The organism is Pseudomonas sp. TMB3-21, from assembly GCF_054898145.1.
The window spans coordinates 484140-501309 of record NZ_CM142718.1 but is presented as its reverse complement, the minus strand read 5'-3'; the positions used below and the strand labels follow the sequence as shown (position 1 = coordinate 501309).

17 protein-coding genes, 1 tRNA gene and 2 pseudogenes are annotated in these 17170 nt (G+C 58.3%); 12 read left to right on the top strand and 8 right to left on the bottom strand.

The window, feature by feature from the left end; all coding sequences use genetic code 11:
* Positions 1-158: 158 nt before the first annotated feature.
* From ACYZTS_RS02425 to ACYZTS_RS02405, 5 genes are all read right to left on the bottom strand, one after another.
* Positions 159-380: a formate dehydrogenase subunit delta gene (locus tag ACYZTS_RS02425; RefSeq protein ID WP_028623504.1), complete on the bottom strand. Its 222-nt coding sequence runs from the start codon at positions 378-380 to the stop codon at positions 159-161.
* On the bottom strand, positions 377-3259 hold the full coding sequence (gene fdhF / locus ACYZTS_RS02420; protein WP_461993760.1) for a formate dehydrogenase subunit alpha: 2883 nt from the start codon (positions 3257-3259) through the stop codon (positions 377-379). The genes ACYZTS_RS02425 and fdhF overlap by 4 nt, the downstream gene beginning before the upstream one ends.
* Entirely contained in the window at positions 3256-4818 is a 1563-nt protein-coding gene (locus tag ACYZTS_RS02415; RefSeq protein ID WP_461993758.1) for a formate dehydrogenase beta subunit, read from the bottom strand. The genes fdhF and ACYZTS_RS02415 overlap by 4 nt, the downstream gene beginning before the upstream one ends.
* Positions 4815-5291, bottom strand: coding sequence for a formate dehydrogenase subunit gamma (locus ACYZTS_RS02410; protein WP_461993756.1), 477 nt, complete (start codon positions 5289-5291; stop codon positions 4815-4817). The genes ACYZTS_RS02415 and ACYZTS_RS02410 overlap by 4 nt, the downstream gene beginning before the upstream one ends.
* 618 nt (positions 5292-5909) lie before the next feature.
* Positions 5910-6224 carry a DUF3077 domain-containing protein gene (locus tag ACYZTS_RS02405; protein WP_461993754.1) on the bottom strand — a complete coding sequence of 105 codons (315 nt, stop codon included), beginning with the start codon at positions 6222-6224 and terminating at the stop codon, positions 5910-5912.
* A gap of 478 nt (positions 6225-6702) precedes the next feature.
* On the opposite strand from ACYZTS_RS02405, the pseudogene ACYZTS_RS02400 reads away from it, so the two are divergent.
* The 4 genes and pseudogenes from ACYZTS_RS02400 to ACYZTS_RS02385 form a co-directional block, all read left to right on the top strand.
* Positions 6703-7020 (top strand): annotated as a pseudogene (locus ACYZTS_RS02400) (hypothetical protein); the annotation flags it as partial.
* The gene (locus ACYZTS_RS02395) at positions 7005-7367 is read left to right on the top strand and encodes a DUF7079 family protein (protein WP_461993752.1); all 363 of its coding nucleotides are present in this window, start codon (positions 7005-7007) and stop codon (positions 7365-7367) included. The pseudogene ACYZTS_RS02400 and the gene ACYZTS_RS02395, both read left to right, overlap by 16 nt.
* Positions 7368-7509: 142 nt before the next feature.
* A complete protein-coding gene (locus tag ACYZTS_RS02390; RefSeq protein WP_461993750.1) occupies positions 7510-7866 on the top strand; it encodes a DUF6572 domain-containing protein in 357 nt (118 codons plus the stop codon).
* 133 nt (positions 7867-7999) lie between these two features.
* Positions 8000-8128, top strand: a pseudogene (locus ACYZTS_RS02385) (DUF4411 family protein); the annotation flags it as partial.
* A 107-nt stretch (positions 8129-8235) separates the two neighbouring features.
* On the opposite strand, the gene ACYZTS_RS02380 reads toward ACYZTS_RS02385, so the two are convergent.
* Positions 8236-8736, bottom strand: a complete 501-nt coding sequence (locus ACYZTS_RS02380) for a DUF3916 domain-containing protein (protein WP_461993748.1) — start codon at positions 8734-8736, stop codon at positions 8236-8238.
* A 148-nt stretch (positions 8737-8884) separates the two neighbouring features.
* Complete coding sequence (locus tag ACYZTS_RS02375; protein WP_461993746.1) at positions 8885-9214, bottom strand: hypothetical protein; 330 nt, start codon at positions 9212-9214, stop codon at positions 8885-8887.
* Positions 9215-9626: 412 nt separating this feature from the next.
* On the opposite strand from ACYZTS_RS02375, the gene ACYZTS_RS02370 reads away from it, so the two are divergent.
* From ACYZTS_RS02370 to ACYZTS_RS02360, 3 genes are read left to right on the top strand one after another with little or no spacing between them, the layout of a single operon-like run.
* The gene (locus ACYZTS_RS02370) at positions 9627-10193 is read left to right on the top strand and encodes a PAAR domain-containing protein (protein ID WP_461996333.1); all 567 of its coding nucleotides are present in this window, start codon (positions 9627-9629) and stop codon (positions 10191-10193) included.
* The gene (locus tag ACYZTS_RS02365; RefSeq protein WP_461993744.1) at positions 10193-10915 is read left to right on the top strand and encodes an N-acetylmuramoyl-L-alanine amidase; all 723 of its coding nucleotides are present in this window, start codon (positions 10193-10195) and stop codon (positions 10913-10915) included. Before ACYZTS_RS02370 ends, ACYZTS_RS02365 begins: the two co-directional genes overlap by 1 nt.
* The gene (locus tag ACYZTS_RS02360; RefSeq protein ID WP_461993742.1) at positions 10912-11199 is read left to right on the top strand and encodes a hypothetical protein; all 288 of its coding nucleotides are present in this window, start codon (positions 10912-10914) and stop codon (positions 11197-11199) included. Before ACYZTS_RS02365 ends, ACYZTS_RS02360 begins: the two co-directional genes overlap by 4 nt.
* Positions 11200-11491: 292 nt before the next feature.
* On the opposite strand, the gene ACYZTS_RS02355 is transcribed toward ACYZTS_RS02360, so the two are convergent.
* A tRNA-Leu gene (locus ACYZTS_RS02355) sits at positions 11492-11576 on the bottom strand.
* A gap of 107 nt (positions 11577-11683) precedes the next feature.
* Between ACYZTS_RS02355 and queA the strand changes: the two genes are divergently transcribed.
* The 5 genes from queA to secF all read left to right on the top strand — a co-directional run bounded on the left by queA (position 11684) and on the right by secF (position 17102).
* Positions 11684-12733: a tRNA preQ1(34) S-adenosylmethionine ribosyltransferase-isomerase QueA gene (gene queA, locus ACYZTS_RS02350; RefSeq protein ID WP_461993740.1), complete on the top strand. Its 1050-nt coding sequence runs from the start codon at positions 11684-11686 to the stop codon at positions 12731-12733.
* Between the two features lie 14 nt (positions 12734-12747).
* On the top strand, positions 12748-13863 hold the full coding sequence (gene tgt / locus ACYZTS_RS02345) for a tRNA guanosine(34) transglycosylase Tgt (protein WP_461996331.1): 1116 nt from the start codon (positions 12748-12750) through the stop codon (positions 13861-13863).
* 43 nt (positions 13864-13906) lie between these two features.
* Positions 13907-14245 (top strand): preprotein translocase subunit YajC, encoded by a 339-nt coding sequence (gene yajC / locus ACYZTS_RS02340; protein ID WP_007916913.1) that lies wholly within the window; start codon positions 13907-13909, stop codon positions 14243-14245.
* 64 nt (positions 14246-14309) lie between these two features.
* Positions 14310-16178, top strand: coding sequence for a protein translocase subunit SecD (gene secD / locus ACYZTS_RS02335; RefSeq protein ID WP_461993738.1), 1869 nt, complete (start codon positions 14310-14312; stop codon positions 16176-16178).
* A 9-nt stretch (positions 16179-16187) separates the two neighbouring features.
* Positions 16188-17102: a protein translocase subunit SecF gene (gene secF / locus ACYZTS_RS02330; RefSeq protein ID WP_028624195.1), complete on the top strand. Its 915-nt coding sequence runs from the start codon at positions 16188-16190 to the stop codon at positions 17100-17102.
* The last annotated feature ends 68 nt before the right edge of the window (positions 17103-17170 follow it).

Sequence of the window (17170 nt, the reverse complement as noted above, 5' to 3'; positions counted from 1 at the left end):
TCCCACAGTGTATGGATGCGTACTCTAGTTGGGGTTCGACCATGCCTATTGTGGTAGCGAGCCTGCTCGCGATGGGGGCATTCACCATTTCGGGTGGCTGATACAGCGTTATCGCGAGCAGGCTCACTCCCACAGGTTTCAGGCCAGGCTTGAGAGCGTCAAGCTCCCCAACCCGCCCCGCTGACTGCCTCCTGCGCCAGCGGATGCAACTCCGCGCCCTGATGCTCGGTCTGCCAGGCGAGCAATTCCTTGCGCATGCTCGGCGCCCAGAACATCTGCAGGTGATTGCGCACGCCGAGTACCGCCTGTTCATGGTCCGTCTGGCTGGCGAAGTAATTGGCGATCTGGTTGGCCATTTTGATCAGGTTGGCAGTGCTCATCGGCGTACCTCCGCTTTCGCCCCACGGGCCTGCCGGCGATCCTTGAGCAAACGGTCCTGTTCATCACTGAACGCCTGATAGCGTTTTTGCCACTCGGAAGGGTGGTAGACGCGGCTGACTTCCACAGCGGTGACCTTGTACTCGGGACAGTTGGTGGCCCAGTCGGAGTTGTCGGTGGTGATGACGTTGGCACCCGACTCCGGGAAGTGGAACGTGGTGTACACCACGCCCGGCGCGACCCGTTCGGTGATCCGCGCGCGAAGCACGGTCTGCCCGGCGCGGCTGCCGATGCCGACCCAGTCACCTTCATTGATGCCACGGCTTTCCGCATCGGTCGGGTGAATTTCCAGACGGTCTTCAGCGTGCCACGCGACGTTGTCGGTGCGCCGCGTCTGCGCGCCGACGTTGTACTGGCTGAGAATGCGCCCGGTGGTCAGCAACAGCGGATAGCGACCGTTGACCTTTTCCTCGGTGGGCACGTAGCCGGTGAGCATGAACCGTCCCTTGCCGCGCACGAATTGCTCGATGTGCATGGTCGGCGTGCCGTCTGGTGCGGCGGCGTTGCACGGCCATTGCAGGCTGCCGTGTCGCTCCAGTTCGGCGTAGCTGACGTTGCTGAAGGTCGGCGTCAGGCTGGCGATTTCATCCATGATTTGCGAAGGATGCTGGTAATTCATCGGGTAACCCAAGGCGTTGGCCAGCGCCACAGTGCCTTCCCAATCGGCCTTGCCGCCCAGCGGTTCCATGACTTTGCGCACCCGTGAAATGCGCCGCTCGGCGTTGGTGAACGTGCCGTCTTTTTCCAGAAACGAACTGCCCGGCAGAAACACGTGGGCGTACTTGGCGGTTTCGTTGAGGAAAATATCCTGCACCACCACGCATTCCATGGCCGACATCGCCGCGGTCACGTGCTGGGTATTCGGGTCGCTCTGGACGATGTCTTCGCCCTGGCAATACAAACCCTTGAAGCTGCCGCCCAGCGCTGCTTCGAACATGTTGGGAATGCGCAGCCCCGGCTCGGGTTGCAGGGTGACGTTCCACGCCTGTTCAAACTGCGTGCGCACCACCTCGTTGGAGATGTGCCGGTAGCCGGGCAACTCGTGCGGGAAGGAGCCCATGTCGCAGGAACCCTGCACGTTGTTCTGCCCGCGCAACGGGTTCACGCCGACGCCTTCGCGGCCGATGTTGCCGGTGGCCATCGCGAGGTTGGCGATGCCCATGACCGCGGTGCTGCCCTGACTGTGCTCGGTGATGCCCAGTCCGTAGTAGATCGCCGCATTGCCAGCGCCGGCATACAAACGGGCGGCGGCGCGAATGTCGGCGGGGTCGACGCCGCAGACCGGGCCGAGCATTTCCGGCGAGTTGTCGGCGCGGCTGACCATTTCACTCCAGCGAGCGAAATCGCTGCCCTCGCAGCGTTCATCAATGAAGGCCTGATTGAGCAGGCCTTCGGTGACGATGACGTGCGCCAACGCGTTGAGCATGGCGACGTTAGTGCCCGGCCGCAGCGCCAAATGCAGTTCGGCGCGGGCGTGCACCGAATCCACCAGATCAATGCGGCGTGGGTCGATGACGATCAGCCGCGCACCTTCACGCAAGCGCCGTTTCAATTGCGAAGCGAACACCGGGTGGGCGTCGCTGGGGTTGGCGCCCATCACCAGAATCACATCAGCCTGCATCACCGAGTCGAAACTCTGCGTACCGGCCGACTCGCCCAGGGTTTGTTTCAGGCCATAGCCGGTCGGCGAATGGCAGACCCGCGCACAGGTGTCGACGTTGTTGTTGCCGAACGCAGCGCGCACCAGTTTTTGCACCAGATAAGTTTCTTCATTGGTACAGCGGCTGGAGGTAATCCCACCAATCGAATCGCGACCGTAGGTTTGCTGCAGCCGACGGAATTCACTGGCGGCATAAGTCACCGCTTCGTCCCAACTGACTTCCTGCCACGGGTCGCTAATGTGTTTGCGGATCATCGGTTTGGTGATGCGATCCGGGTGAGTGGCGTAACCCCAGGCAAAGCGCCCCTTGACGCAAGAGTGGCCGTGGTTGGCCTGACCGTTTTTGTCCGGAACCATGCGCACCAGCGTGTCGCCTTTCATCTCGGCGCGGAACGAACAACCGACGCCGCAATACGCACAGGTGGTGATCACGCTGTGTTCCGGCTGACCCAGTTCCACCACGCTTTTTTCGATCAGCGTCGCGGTCGGGCAGGCTTGCACGCAGGCGCCGCAAGACACGCATTCTGACTCAAGGAAATTATCGCCACCGGCCGCCGCGATCCGCGATTCAAAACCGCGCCCGGTAATGGTCAGGGCAAACGTGCCCTGGGTTTCTTCACAGGCGCGTACGCAGCGGTTGCAGACGATGCACTTGCTCGGGTCGTAATCGAAATATGGGTTGGATGTGTCTTTGACATCGGCGAGATGGTTGTCGCCTTCGTAACCGTAACGCACCTCGCGCAAGCCAACCTGGCCGGCGACGGTTTGCAGCTCGCAGTTGCCGTTGGCCGAGCAGGTCAGGCAGTCCAGCGGGTGATCGGAGATGTACAACTCCATGACGTTGCGCCGCAGCGTCGCGAGCTTCGGCGTCTGGGTGCGCACGTTCATGCCTGCAACCACCGGCGTGGTGCAGGACGCCGGATAGCCGCGCATCCCGTCGATTTCCACCAGGCACATGCGGCAGGAACCGAACGCTTCCAGGCTGTCGGTGGCGCACAGTTTCGGAATGGTGGTGCCCATCAGAGCGGCGGCGCGCATCACCGAAGTGCCTTCGGGCACGCTGATGCTGCGGCCATCAATGTTCAACGTGATTTGCACCTGGCTGTCGCGCGCCGGAGTGCCGAGATCGATGTCGGTTTTCGGGTCGAAGAGCGTGATCATTGGTCGGCCTCCGAGGGCTGCAGACCGAAGTCGGCGGGAAAGTACTTGAGAGCGCTGGCCACCGGGAAAGGGGCCATGCCGCCCAAGGCACACAGCGAACCGTATTGCATGGTGTCGCACAGGTCCTTGAGGACCAGCGCCTGCTCGTCGCGAGCACTTTGTTCGGGCGTGGCGAGCAAGCGATCAATCACCTCGACGCCACGGGTCGAACCGATGCGGCAGGGCGTGCATTTGCCACAGGATTCCTCGGCGCAGAACTGCATCGCAAAGCGCGCCATCTGCGCCATGTCCAGACTGTCGTCCGCCACCACCACGCCGCCGTGGCCGAGCATTGCGCCGATGGCGGTGAACGCTTCGTAATCCAGCGGCGTATCGAATTGCGACGGCGGCACCCAGGTGCCGAGTGGGCCGCCGACTTGAGCAGCTTTCAGCGGACGACCACTGGCGGTGCCGCCGCCGTAGTCTTCCACCAGTTCCCGCAACGTCAGGCCGAAGGCGCGCTCCACCAGCCCGCCGTGCTTGATGTTGCCCGCGAGTTGGAAGGGCATCGTGCCCAGCGAACGGCCCATGCCGTAATCGCGATAGAACTGCGCGCCTTTGGCGAGAATCAGCGGCACCGAGGCCAGCGTTATCACGTTGTGCACCAGCGTTGGCAAACCGAACAAACCTTGCAATGCAGGAATCGGCGGCTTGGCGCGGACGATGCCGCGCTTGCCTTCGAGCGAATCCAGCAGTGCGGTTTCCTCACCGCAGATGTACGCGCCAGCACCGACGCGCACTTCCATGTCGAAGGCGTGGCCGCTGCCGCCTACGTTCGCGCCGAGATAACCGTTGGTTCGGGCGATGTGTAAAGCCTCGTTCAACGTGGCCACGGCTTGGGGATATTCCGAGCGCACGTAGATGTAGCCATAGCTGGCGCCGACGGTTATCCCCGCGATGGCCATGCCTTCGATCAGCAGGAATGGATCACCCTCCATCAGCATGCGGTCGGCGAAGGTGCCGGAGTCGCCTTCGTCGGCGTTGCACACGATGTACTTTTGCGCCGCCGGGGTAGCGCGCACCGTGCGCCATTTGATCCCCGCCGGGAACGCCGCACCGCCCCGGCCACGCAGGCCTGAATCGAAGACTTCAGTGGCGGTCTGTTCGCCGCCGATGTCGATGGCCCTTTTCAAACCCTCGAAACCTTTGTGTGCCAGGTAATCGTCCAGCGACAGAGGCCGGGTAACGCCGGCGCGGGCGAACAACAGGCGTTGTTGCGATTTGAGATACGGCAACTCTTCCACCAGACCCAGTGCCAAAGGATGCGCGGAAGGCTCGCTTTGCAACGCATCCAGCAGCGACGGCACATCGGCCGCCGTCAACGGCCCGAAGCCGATCCGGCCTTGCGGGGTGTCGACTTCCAGCAATGGCTCCAGCCAGTACAAACCGCGAGAACTGGTGCGCTGAAAGTCCAGCGGCAACTCGCGCTGCCCAGCCTGAGTGGCAAACGCCACGGCCACCTCATCGGCACCCACGGCCCGCGCAAGCGAATCACCGGGCAAATAGAAACGCGGCATCATGCGTCCTCCCGACAGGCGTCGAGCAACGCATCCAGACGCTCGGCACTCAGTCGCGCATGCACATGCCCATCCAGCTCCAACGCGGGCGAACACGCGCAAGCGCCTAGGCAATACACCGGCCGCAAACAGATGCTGCCATCGGCGCTGCTGCCGTGATCGTCCAGTTGCAAACGCTCGCGCAACTGCGCTGCCAACTGCTCGGCGCCGCGACTCTTGCACGACTCGGCGCGGCACAATCGCAGGATATGCCGGGCCGGCGGCGCAGTACGGAAGTCATGGTAAAAGCTGATCACCCCGCGAATCTCCGCCTGACTCTGATTCAGCGCGTGGGCAATTTCGGGGACGGCGGCAGCGGGGATGTAACCGATGCCCGCCTGAATCTCATGAAGAATGGGCAACAGCGCACCGGGGGCGCTTTTGTGACGCTCCAGCAGACTGCTGACCATCGGCAGGTGCAACATCTCATCAGGCATACAGCATTCCTCACGGTCACGGACAAACCAGGCGGTTGTCGTTCGTCCGAAAGTGTCGGCTGCGGCACTCACACCACGTCACGGTATCGTGGCAATTTCAGGCCGGTGGCCAGGGCACCCTGAACGGGCATCTTGTTGTGCCCGATGCGGTCTTCGCCGCACCTTGGTAAGGGCATTAAGGCAGCTTGCCATGGTGGTTTTGATTGAACGGCACCAAAGCGACGTGTTTGGTTCTGCTTGCGACTACGTATTGAGTCTAGATGAGACTGGCGGTCGGCGTTTGCTCGATGGGCTGGGGCGCTGCTCGCGTCTGGATGACCGACGTATACCCGCCATCCCAAGTGAGAAACAGCATCCGATTCGTGCGCAATCTTAGGAGCCGAGCGCTCAATGAACGCGCAGTCAATTACCGCCGCTCACCTCAAAATAACCCTGAAATTCCGGGCTACCCCCAAATGCCAGCCAACCCACAAATCCTCTGTAGGAGCTGGCTTGCCAGCGATAGCGCCCGCCCAGCCACCAGTGATCTCAAGGGTATCGCCACAACCCCTCAGCCCAACCACAGGCTCGATGCCAGCCACCGACCGACATCAACCCCATCCCACCATCATCAAACCGCTAAGCGCCAAACCCCTCCGCCGCCCACTCAGCCTTCGCCGCCGCAGAAACCCGATCCCGAGTAAGCACCTTCACCGCATCATCCACCAACGCCTTACTCAACCCCGTCAAATAATGCGCAGCCCAGGCGTGGCGGTCGGTGTCTTTGGCGTAGGCGGCATCTTCGGTGAGCTGTTTGGCGAGGGATAGGAAGTCGGAAGCCATTGATAATGCGTCGCCGAGAGGGACGCCGCGGGTGACGTGGAATAGGGCTTGATCACCGCAGTAGATAGCGGGGGTGAGGCCGATGGTTTTGAGGTCTGATTGATCGGTCACTTGCCACCTCCGATGAGGGAGATGTGGTGAGGGAGGGCGTTACGCGATTGGGGATTGCGCAGAGGGGAAAGGCAGATTTTGAGCGGATTTGTTCTGGTCATTGGCAAACTTCCTTGATTTGAGGAGCTGCCACGTTCGTTTCCACACGAATGGGTGACAGCTGTGCGCGGGGTGGAAAACCGGTAATCAAGGAAACCGGCACGCCCGAAGACGTCCCACGCACAGCCGCCATAACTCACGCTGCCGGCGTAAAAAAAGCGCCGGCAAACGTGATTGGGGCGCTGTTGCGCCTTGATTTGAGCGGGTTTCCACACCCGGTCGCTGAATTGGCAGCGACGGTGGGAGGTTATCGCGCAGCCGTCATCGCTGCAACTGCGCAATGTCAGCAAGCATTGCTCGCCGTGTCAGCATGCATAGTTTCGGTAACGGTCCTAATCTGCGCGCTGTTCTAGCTGCCGCAGGGCGGAACGATGCCAGATGCACCAATGGCACAAAAAAAATGAGGATGATGGGCAAGCTCGGTATTCTGGTGACTGCTGCTCTTGCTTCTTATCAAATCCTCAGTGCTGAAAACAAAACGAAAGAGACGGCGCGTCAAGGCATCATAATTGGAAGCGGTGCGGTGGGTGGTCTCCTTGCGGGGCTTGGAGTTAGCGCTCTCTGTGGTCCAGGTGCACCAATTTGCGCGTTTGCCGTTGTAATCGCAGGAACGATTGCTGGAGGCGTAGCAGGCGAAGCGGTAACGGACTCGCTCGATGAGGAATTAGACGAGTTTTCACATTGGGATATTCTTTGACTCAGCCTGAGTTGACAAACATCAGAGTCGCACTCTCGGACCCGTTTAATGATTTTCCGGTAGATTACGACTCAATCGCCAAGCAGGTAAGAGGCGTGGACCTTGAAACACTCTACGAAATACTTTACTCAGAAGTAGCTCCGGTTTGCTTCACCAATATTGCAGCTGCCGTTCCTACGGTATGGACGGGCTTCGATCCGGATTCCCTCAATGCCATGATTGAAGAGCGGCGGGTGGCTAGGGAGAACAATTGGTTTCGCAGGCAATTCGATAAGCTGCTTGTGCGTTGGCTGGAATATAACTACGGATATATTTGGAAGGAGATCGCTTCTAGGTTGGAAAAATAGACCTTTGCCTGTTTTTCTCAGAGATTGAATAAAACGATGCAGCGGTTGGAGGCAATGTAAAATCAATTTCCCGGGCGGTACCACTTCCCAACGACCAGAGCCGATATTTTCCGACCTGATCCGACCCTCTGAGGGAGCATTCATGTCCGTTGTAGACACGAAGATCGTCGATATAATTGCAATGCCCGAGTGGGAGCCAGACTCCGTCGTGCTCGTCATCACTGACCACCTAGAATGGGGCGACGCAGCGCAGCAAGGCGAGCACTTGCTGTTGCTTCAGGAGAAAATCAACACATACATCGCTTTCATTGAAAGCGGTGAATTGCTGGAAAGCTACTCGCCGGCCAAAGGTAAAAATCCGAAAATTCGTATTAATGGCCTGTACGCATTGCCCCAACAAGGCGAGTCCTTTATTGATCGCGTTACCGAAGTGTTGAAGGGGGCAGGTATCGAAATGGAGTTCGTGCTTAAGGCGGATGAAGCCATACGTAATATGTGATTCACGCAATTTCCGGTAGGGAGCCGGTCAAACTAGGCACCTGGCCGAGGACATCTTGCCCCGCGATCTGAAAGACCTGCTTGGCCAGATCGACCGCAAGCTTGCGCAGGCCGACACATCGTAGGAAGCACTGGAAGTGCTGAATCGCGAGGTGAAACGTAAATTCATCATCCCTAATACTTGCGAGCAGCTTAACGTTCCGTTTTTGAATACGTTTGAGTTGTTGCACAGGCTTGAAGCGCGGTTTGTTTTGCATGCATAGAATGTAAACCTAGGGAGATTCGAACTACTCCCTCGGCTGCCTCATCCCGCTGTCAGACCTGAAGCCTTAGCGTTGTGAGCAAGTGTGCTCGCGAAGGCCCTCAGGCCTCATGCCGATTCCCCAATGCACCACCACTGAACTGCGACCTCATCGTCGGGTTGAGTGACGTCATGCCCGTGCTCGATGAAATTCGCTGGTACGTGCAATGCGAGATCATGGCTGATCCGCTCTGGCATGAGCGCGTTAGCTTCACCGAGAAAACTCAGATAATAGTCTCGGTCATAGAAGACGGTTACTTCGCTCCCATAGACCCATGGCCACGTCAGCAGGCAAGCGACCCGATAGTAACCTTGTGAGTGGTCAGCGGCTTTGGACAGGTGATTAGCGGCTTCGAGGAGTTGCTGAATGCAAAAGGCCTGAACTTCGATCCTGGCTTGAGGGCCTTCGACCAAAGCCTCGTGCACCGCGATCTTCCAATGTGCGTAGCGCTCCATGCGCTCGGATCGCGGGTAAAACTCGTCGCGAAAGCTGGCGGCCCAGCGTTCCAGTGCGCGAAGGCGGCGGGGAATGCCCCTGAGTTGTTTGTTGCTGAGGGCGATCTGCCGCATTGGTACGTCCTTGTGATGCCGAATAGGTCTGTCGTTGCGGTCTGCTGACGCAATCAACAGCTGGACGGATATGTTTTCATATCCGCCAAGACCCTAGCCACTGGCTAGTCGGTGTAAAGGGTTACCAAACTTTCCATAACGTGATTATTCACTGAATAGCTTTCAAATAGTCCTTCAACGCGATCAGCGGAGCATCAAGCTGCTCCATCGTCTGCGCATTGCTGACATCAGCTGACAACCGTTGCAGTTCGCGCCCAAGCGGCGTATCAGCCCCGCCTATAGCGTCTAGAGCAATACCTGCGCAGTGCGCCACTCTAAACTGAATATTCTCGAGATCACCCCGGCGCACCAGCAAGCCAAATACCTCCCGCTCATAATCACTCATGATCGGATCATCCCGCAGAATCGGACTCGCCCCCTCCGTTTCGTAAGCGAGCTTGAGAGAGAAGAGGGCGACAGTTTCCAGCAGCAGTTCCATGGGGTGAATCCTTGAGAATTGTCGTACCAACCGAGAACGAGAAGATCAAAAGCATCGCCGGCAAGCCGGCTCCTACAGGTCGGCGGCGTGCCAGTCACTTTCCTACAGGCGAGAAAAAAGGCCTTGCAAAGCAAGACCTTTCTTAATTTTGGTGCCCGAGGGAGATTCGTGCAACCTATATAATCCGTGGCCTGCAGAGTGATTTCTCGTTCGTGATACACGCTGCTTCCTACTGGCTACCATTGGGATTCATCAAGCTACGGTAAGACTGCTACTAGCGCTTGGGATAAGTGATGATTGATAAGGGTCCCATTTCCCAGCGATCTACAAATCGAAATCCATTACGCCAGCCAGGTACCTGAATCCAGCCTAGGTGGGACTTGGTTATCGACTTCTGATAGGGTCGGTTTTCATAGATCATCATGACAAGGAGTCAGTTGTGGCAAAGCCTGCAGCACGTTTAACCGATCCGACCAGGTGCCCAATGCCTGGACATGGCGCCAAAGCTATTGCATCCGGTTCTTCTGACGTATTTTTCGATGGACTTGCCGCCGCTCGGGAGGGGGATACCTGCACATGCGGCAGCGCGTTGGTTTCAGGTGTTTCAGCGACCGTTTTCATCAATGGAAAAAACGCTGCACTCGTCGATAGCGTAGGAACACACGGTGACGTCGTAGTCGGCGGATCCGGCACCGTAATCATCGGGGATTCACATACGCCTGCTCCGTTCGTACCTCCGGTTCCTCTTGCGATCCAGAAGACCTACGGTCAAGCCTTCAGCATTACCGACAGCGAAACCGGTGCTCCGTTGGCTTTTCGCGACTTCGTGGCGAAAGTCAACGGCGTAGAGACCACGGGCGTAACCGATGCCAACGGTATTGCACACGTAAAGACGCCGACTCCCGACGCAAAGATTTCACTGCACGTCATGTTCAACGCTCCGGCTCGGACACTCCATGAACTGGCGGAGGGCGCGTAATGACTAATCCATTTGCAACTCAAGCCACCGCCCAGGAGATCAAGCCCGGCGAATTCATGTGTCCGATACCGATTACCGTGAATGATCGCGCCGCAACGCGCGAAGCGATAATCAAAAAGGTCCGTTCATTGAACACGACATTTGTAGAGCGATCATCGTGGGGAGCGGTGAAAGGCAAACCAGATATGGTGATGGATTGGGACTACGCCATGATCGCGCTGCATCACGCCGGCCGTAGCCACAGCTGTACGCCTGGTGCTGAGCAGATGCAGGAAATCCAGAAAGGCCACCTCAGCCAGAAGTACGACGATATCGGCTACCACTTCGGTATTGATTGCACAGGGCAAGTCTATGAAGGTCGCGACATTCGGCTTCAAGGTTCGAGCGTCTTGAAGTTCAATACAGGTTTGATAGGCATTGTATTGCTGGAGAACCTGACGACTCCAGAGGAGGGCGGGGATTGGGTCGCCAAGGGCCGTGCAGCGCTCGACAGCCTCGGATACAGCACTACCAACGTGATACCTGCTGCACAGATCACTGCGTTGATGCACCTGATTGATGCGTTGAAGAGTGTGTTTGTGATCAAGCATTTCGGCGGACACCGGGAATACCCAGGTCAAGCATCTGAAGGCAAGATCTGTCCCGGAAATATAGGCATGGAGTTGGTCAGGAATCTCAGGGCGAAGACACAACTACTCCCCCCTCCGGCGCCGCAAGAATGAAGAAGCTGATTGCCTCGATTGTTTTAGTTCTGGTGACTGTGCTCTACGTTGGGTATTACGAAGCGCTGGAAGATGGAGACATCGAAACCATCCTTTTCATCAAGAAGCATCCGACGTTTCAGATGAAGTTTTACAACATCCACGCCAATGACGGGGAGGTTCGTCAAGTCGAACGACTCACTGAGCAGGAGCGTAACTGGATCATCGATTACTGTAGGTATCGCCTCGGCATCGACACCGATCTGAAGGCGCATAACGACATTGAAAGTTGCAGGAAAAAATAGCTGATTGGGATAAAAAAGGGCCTCGGTTGAGGCCTTTTCTCATCGTGTGTTACTTCGCCAGCCAGCTTTGGCCGCATCGATAGCTGCAAGCGTCGTGTCTGCGAGAGGGCGGCGCTTGATGTCTGCGCGCTTCATCCTTGTATCCCAAAGTTCGGTATTTTTCTCAGGATACAAGCAGGGATACCACGGATACGGGGATGCAGGGGTAAATAGCCAGACACAAAAAAACCGGCTCAAGTGGCCGGTTTCTCTGGGTCTGAAAGTCTGGTAGAGACTTTCAGATACTGCTATATGGTGCCCCGAGGGAGACTCGAACTCCCACTTCTTGCGAAAACGGATTTTGAATCCGCCGCGTCTACCAATTCCGCCATCAGGGCTCAATGGCGGCGAAGTATAGAGATGAGATTACCGTCGGTCAATCAGGTACATAGAGAATTTTTGATATTTCCGCTAGACTTCCCGGCCCTGCTAGACGAACCCCATCATGCGCGTTGCTGACTTTACTTTCGAGCTCCCTGATTCGCTGATTGCTCGCCATCCTTTGGCCGAGCGTCGCAACAGTCGCCTGTTGACCCTTGATGGGGTCAGCGGCGCCCTGGCACACCGTCAATTCACTGATTTGCTTGAGCATTTACGCCCGGGCGATTTGATGGTGTTCAACAATACCCGGGTGATTCCGGCGCGGCTTTTTGGCCAGAAAGCTTCCGGCGGCAAGCTGGAAATTCTGGTCGAGCGGGTGCTCGACAGTCATCGCGTGCTGGCGCATGTGCGCTCCAGTAAGTCGCCGAAACCGGGGTCGAAGATCCTGATTGATGGCGGTGGCGAGGCCGAGATGCTGGCGCGTCACGATGCGTTGTTCGAACTGGGGTTTGCCGAAGAAGTGTTGCCGTTGCTCGACCGCGTCGGGCACATGCCGCTGCCTCCTTATATAGACCGCCCGGATGAAGGCTCGGATCGCGAGCGTTATCAAACCGTGTACGCCGAGCGCCTGGGCGCGGTGGCGGCGCCGACGGCGGGGCTGCATTTTGATCAGCCGCTGCTGGAGGCGATTGCCGCCAAGGGCGTCGAGACGGCGTTCGTTACGCTGCATGTCGGCGCGGGTACGTTCCAGCCGGTGCGCGTCGAGAAGCTCGAAGATCACCACATGCACACCGAATGGCTGGAAGTCGGCCAGGACGTGGTCGATGCCGTGGCCGCGTGCCGCGCTCGCGGCGGTCGCGTGGTGGCGGTGGGGACCACCAGCGTGCGTTCGCTGGAAAGTGCCGCGCGCGATGGCGTGCTCAAGCCGTTCAGTGGCGACACCGACATCTTTATCTACCCGGGCCGGCCGTTTCATGTGGTCGACGCCCTGGTCACCAACTTCCATTTGCCCGAATCCACGCTGTTGATGCTGGTTTCGGCGTTCGCCGGTTATCCCGAAGCCATGGCCGCTTATAAAGCCGCCGTGGAGAATGAATACCGCTTTTTCAGCTACGGTGATGCGATGTTTATCACCCGTAATCCCGCACCGCGTGGCCCTGAGGACAAAGAATGAGTCGCCAAAGTCGTATGTCGTTTGAGTTGCTTGCTACTGACGGCAAGGCTCGTCGCGGTCGTTTGACCTTCCCGCGCGGTACCGTCGAGACCCCGGCGTTCATGCCAGTGGGCACGTACGGCACGGTCAAGGGCATGCTGCCGCGGGACATCACCGCGACTGGCGCGGAAATGATTCTGGGCAACACGTTCCACCTGTGGCTGCGACCGGGCACCGAAGTGATCAAGAAGCATGGCGACCTGCACGATTTCATGCAGTGGAAAGGCCCGATTCTTACAGACTCCGGCGGCTTTCAGGTCTTCAGCCTGGGCGCGATGCGCAAGATCAAGGAGGAGGGCGTGACCTTCGCTTCTCCGGTCGACGGCGCCAAAGTGTTCATGGGCCCGGAAGAGTCGATGCAGGTCCAGCGCGATCTGGGCTCGGACATCGTGATGATTTTCGACGAATGCACGCCGTACCCGGCTGATGAAGACGTCGCGCGCATTTCCATGGAGTTGTCATTGCGTTGGGCCAAGCGCTCGAAAGAGGCGCATGGCGACAACACGGCGGCGCTGTTCGGCATCGTTCAGGGCGGCATGCACCAGGATTTGCGCATGCGTTCGCTGGAAGGCCTCGACAACATCGGCTTTGATGGCCTGGCCATTGGCGGTCTGTCGGTGGGCGAACCCAAGCATGAAATGATCAAGGTGCTGGATTACCTGCCGGGGCAAATGCCCGCTGACAAACCTCGTTACCTTATGGGCGTTGGCAAACCGGAAGATCTGGTTGAGGGTGTGCGCCGCGGTGTGGACATGTTCGATTGCGTGATGCCAACCCGTAATGCCCGCAATGGGCATCTGTTCATTGATACAGGCGTGCTGAAGATCCGAAACGCGTTCCATCGCCATGATGATTCGCCGCTCGATCCGACCTGCGATTGCTACACCTGCCAGAACTTCTCCCGCGCTTATCTGCATCACCTGGACAAGTGCGGCGAAATGCTGGGTAGCATGTTGAATACCATCCACAATTTGCGCCATTACCAGGTGCTTATGGCTGGTTTGCGCGAGTCTATTCAACAGGGTACATTGGCCGCCTTTGTCGATGCCTTCTACGCCAAACGCGGACTTCCCGTTCCGCCTTTGGACTGAGTTTTCTGACCCCAAGATTCAACATTTGCAACTGGAGTGCTAAATGAGCTTTTTTATCTCTAATGCCATGGCTGACGCCGCTGCACCTGCTGCTGCCGGCCCAATGGGTGGCGGTTTTGAGTGGATTTTCCTGGTCGGCTTCCTGGTCATCTTCTACCTGATGATCTGGCGTCCACAGGCCAAGCGCGCCAAAGAGCAGAAGAACCTGCTGAGCAGCCTGCAAAAAGGCGACGAAGTTGTGACCACCGGTGGTATCGCCGGCAAGATCACTAAAGTGGCTGACGACTTCGTGGTTCTGGAAGTTTCCGACACCGTCGAAATGAAATTCCAGAAAGGCGCCATCGCCGCCACGCTGCCAAAAGGCACGCTGAAAGCGATCTAAAGTTCCAACTTCTACTCAATCGACGGGGCGCGCAAGGCGCCCCGCGTCATAAGCGGGCGGCGTGATGCTGAACAAATACCCTCTGTGGAAATACATTCTGATCCTGGCAGTGCTGGCGGTCGGTCTGGTTTATTCCGCTCCCAATTTATACCCTGATGACCCGGCCATTCAGGTCAGCGGCGCAAGCACTGCGCTGCAGGTCAATCAGGCTGATCTGGACCGTGTGAGCGCAGCGCTCAAAGCGTCCGGGATCAACGTCAAGGCTGCCACGCTGGCAGAAGGCGGCAAGGGCGGTCTGATTCGCCTGACCAAGGCTGAAGACCAATTGCCAGCCAAGGATGTTGTGCGCAAGGCGTTGGGTGATGACTACGTCGTCGCACTGAACCTGGCACAAACCACGCCGCAATGGCTGCGCAGCCTCGGCGCGCACCCGATGAAGCTGGGTCTGGACTTGTCCGGTGGTGTGCACTTCCTGCTGGAAGTGGACATGGACAAAGCCCTCGACGCACGTTTGAAAGTCTACGAAGGCGACGTCAAGAGCCTGTTGCGTAAAGAGAAGCTGCGCTATCGCAGCCTGCCGCAACTCGATGGTGCCGTTCAGCTGGGCTTCACCGATGAAGCCGCTCGTGAGCAAGCACGTACGCTGATCCGCAAGAGCTTCACTGATTTCGACATTGTTCCGGCCGACCTCAATGGCCAACCGGTACTGCGTCTGGCGATGACCCCGGCCAAGCTGGCGGAAATCCGCGAATACTCCATCAAGCAGAACTTGACCACGGTACGTAACCGCGTCAACGAGCTGGGTGTTGCCGAGCCGATCGTTCAGCGTCAGGGTGCCAACCGCATCGTGGTTGAGCTGCCAGGCGTGCAGGACACTGCAGAAGCCAAGCGTATTCTCGGCAAGACGGCCAACCTCGAGTTCCGTCTGGCCGCCGAGCCAGGTGCTTCGAAAGCCACTTCCGAAAGCTTCGAGTTCCGCGAAGGCGGTCGCCCTGCGGCGCAGATCGAGCGTGGCCTGATCATCACCGGTGACCAGGTAACGGACGCCAAGGCTGGCTTCGGCGAGCAAGGCACGCCAGAAGTGAACATCCGTCTGGATGGTCACGGTGGCGAGCTGATGAACCGTGCGACGCGTAACAACGTCGGTCGCAGCATGGCGGTGATCTTCATCGAGCAACGCCCGGTGACGACTTACGTCAAGCAAGTGGTTAACGGCGTCGAGAAAGACGTTGCGGTGCAGACGTTCAAGGAAGAGAAGAAGATCATCAGCCTGGCGACCATCCAGTCGCCGCTCGGTGCTCAGTTCCGCATCACTGGCCTGAACGGTCAGGGTGAGTCGTCCGAACTGGCGCTGTTGTTGCGTGCCGGTGGTCTGGCGGCGCCGATGTACTTCGCTGAAGAGCGCACCATTGGCCCGAGCCTGGGTGCCGACAACATCACCAAGGGTATCGATGCATCGCTGTGGGGCATGCTGTTTGTCTCGCTGTTCATCATCGCCATCTACCGCTTCTTCGGCATCATTGCCACCGTCGCGCTGTCGGTGAACATGGTGTTGCTGCTGGCCCTGATGTCGCTGCTGGGTGCAACGCTGACCCTGCCGGGTATCGCCGGTATCGTCCTGACCATGGGTATGGCGGTCGACGCCAACGTGCTGATCTTTTCGCGGATTCGTGAAGAGATCGCCGCGGGCATGACCGTCCAGCGCGCCATTAACGAAGGCTTCGGCCGGGCATTCACCGCGATTCTCGACTCCAACCTGACCACATTGCTGGTCGGCGGGATTCTCTTTGCCATGGGCACCGGCCCGGTCAAAGGTTTTGCGGTGACCATGTCCCTCGGTATCTTTACCTCGATGTTCACGGCCATTCTGGTGACCCGCGCTATGGTCAACCTGATCTTCGGCGGTCGTGACTTCAAGAAGCTGTGGATTTAAGGGGCTGCCATGTTACGTACAATCAACTTTATGGGCGTTCGCAACGTTGCGTTCGGCGTCACCGTGCTCCTTACCCTGTTGGCGTTGTTCAGCTGGTTCACCAAAGGTCTGAACTACGGCCTGGACTTCACCGGCGGTACGCTCATCGAGCTGACCTACGAGCGTCCGGCCGATGTCACCAAGGTGCGCGAGCAGCTGGTTGCTTCGGGTTATCAGGACGCCGTGGTACAGAACTTCGGCGCGACCACCGATTTGCTGGTGCGCATGCCGGGTGAAGATCCGCAGCTGGGTCATCAGGTAGCGGAAGCGCTGCAGAAGGTCGGCGGCGATAACCCGGCCGTGGTCAAGCGCGTCGAGTTCGTTGGCCCGCAGGTCGGCGAAGAGCTGCGTGACCAGGGCGGCCTGGGCATGCTGATGGCGCTGGGCGGGATCATGATCTACCTCGCCTTCCGCTTTCAGTGGAAGTTCGCGGTCGGTGCCATCGTTTCGCTGATCCACGACGTGGTGGTGACGCTGGGTATCCTGTCGTTCTTCCAGATCACCTTCGACCTGACGGTTTTGGCGGCGGTGCTGGCGATCATCGGTTACTCGCTCAACGACACCATCGTCGTGTTCGACCGGGTTCGTGAGAACTTCCGCGTGCTGCGCAAGGCCACCCTGATCGAGAACATCAATATCTCGACCACGCAAACCCTGCTGCGGACCATGGCGACATCCATCTCCACATTACTGGCGATCGCTGCTCTGTTGTTCTTCGGTGGCGACAACCTGTTCGGTTTCTCGCTGGCGTTGTTCATCGGTGTTCTGGCGGGTACTTACTCGTCGATCTACATCGCCAACGTGGTGTTGATCTGGCTGAACCTGAGCACCGAGGATCTGATTCCCCCGGTGGTTGCCGATCAGGAAGTTGACGACCGCCCATAAAGGCGATTGTTTTCCAGTTGTCGGCCAAAAGGGCGCGAGTGTTGAACTCGCGCCTTTTTTTATGCTCC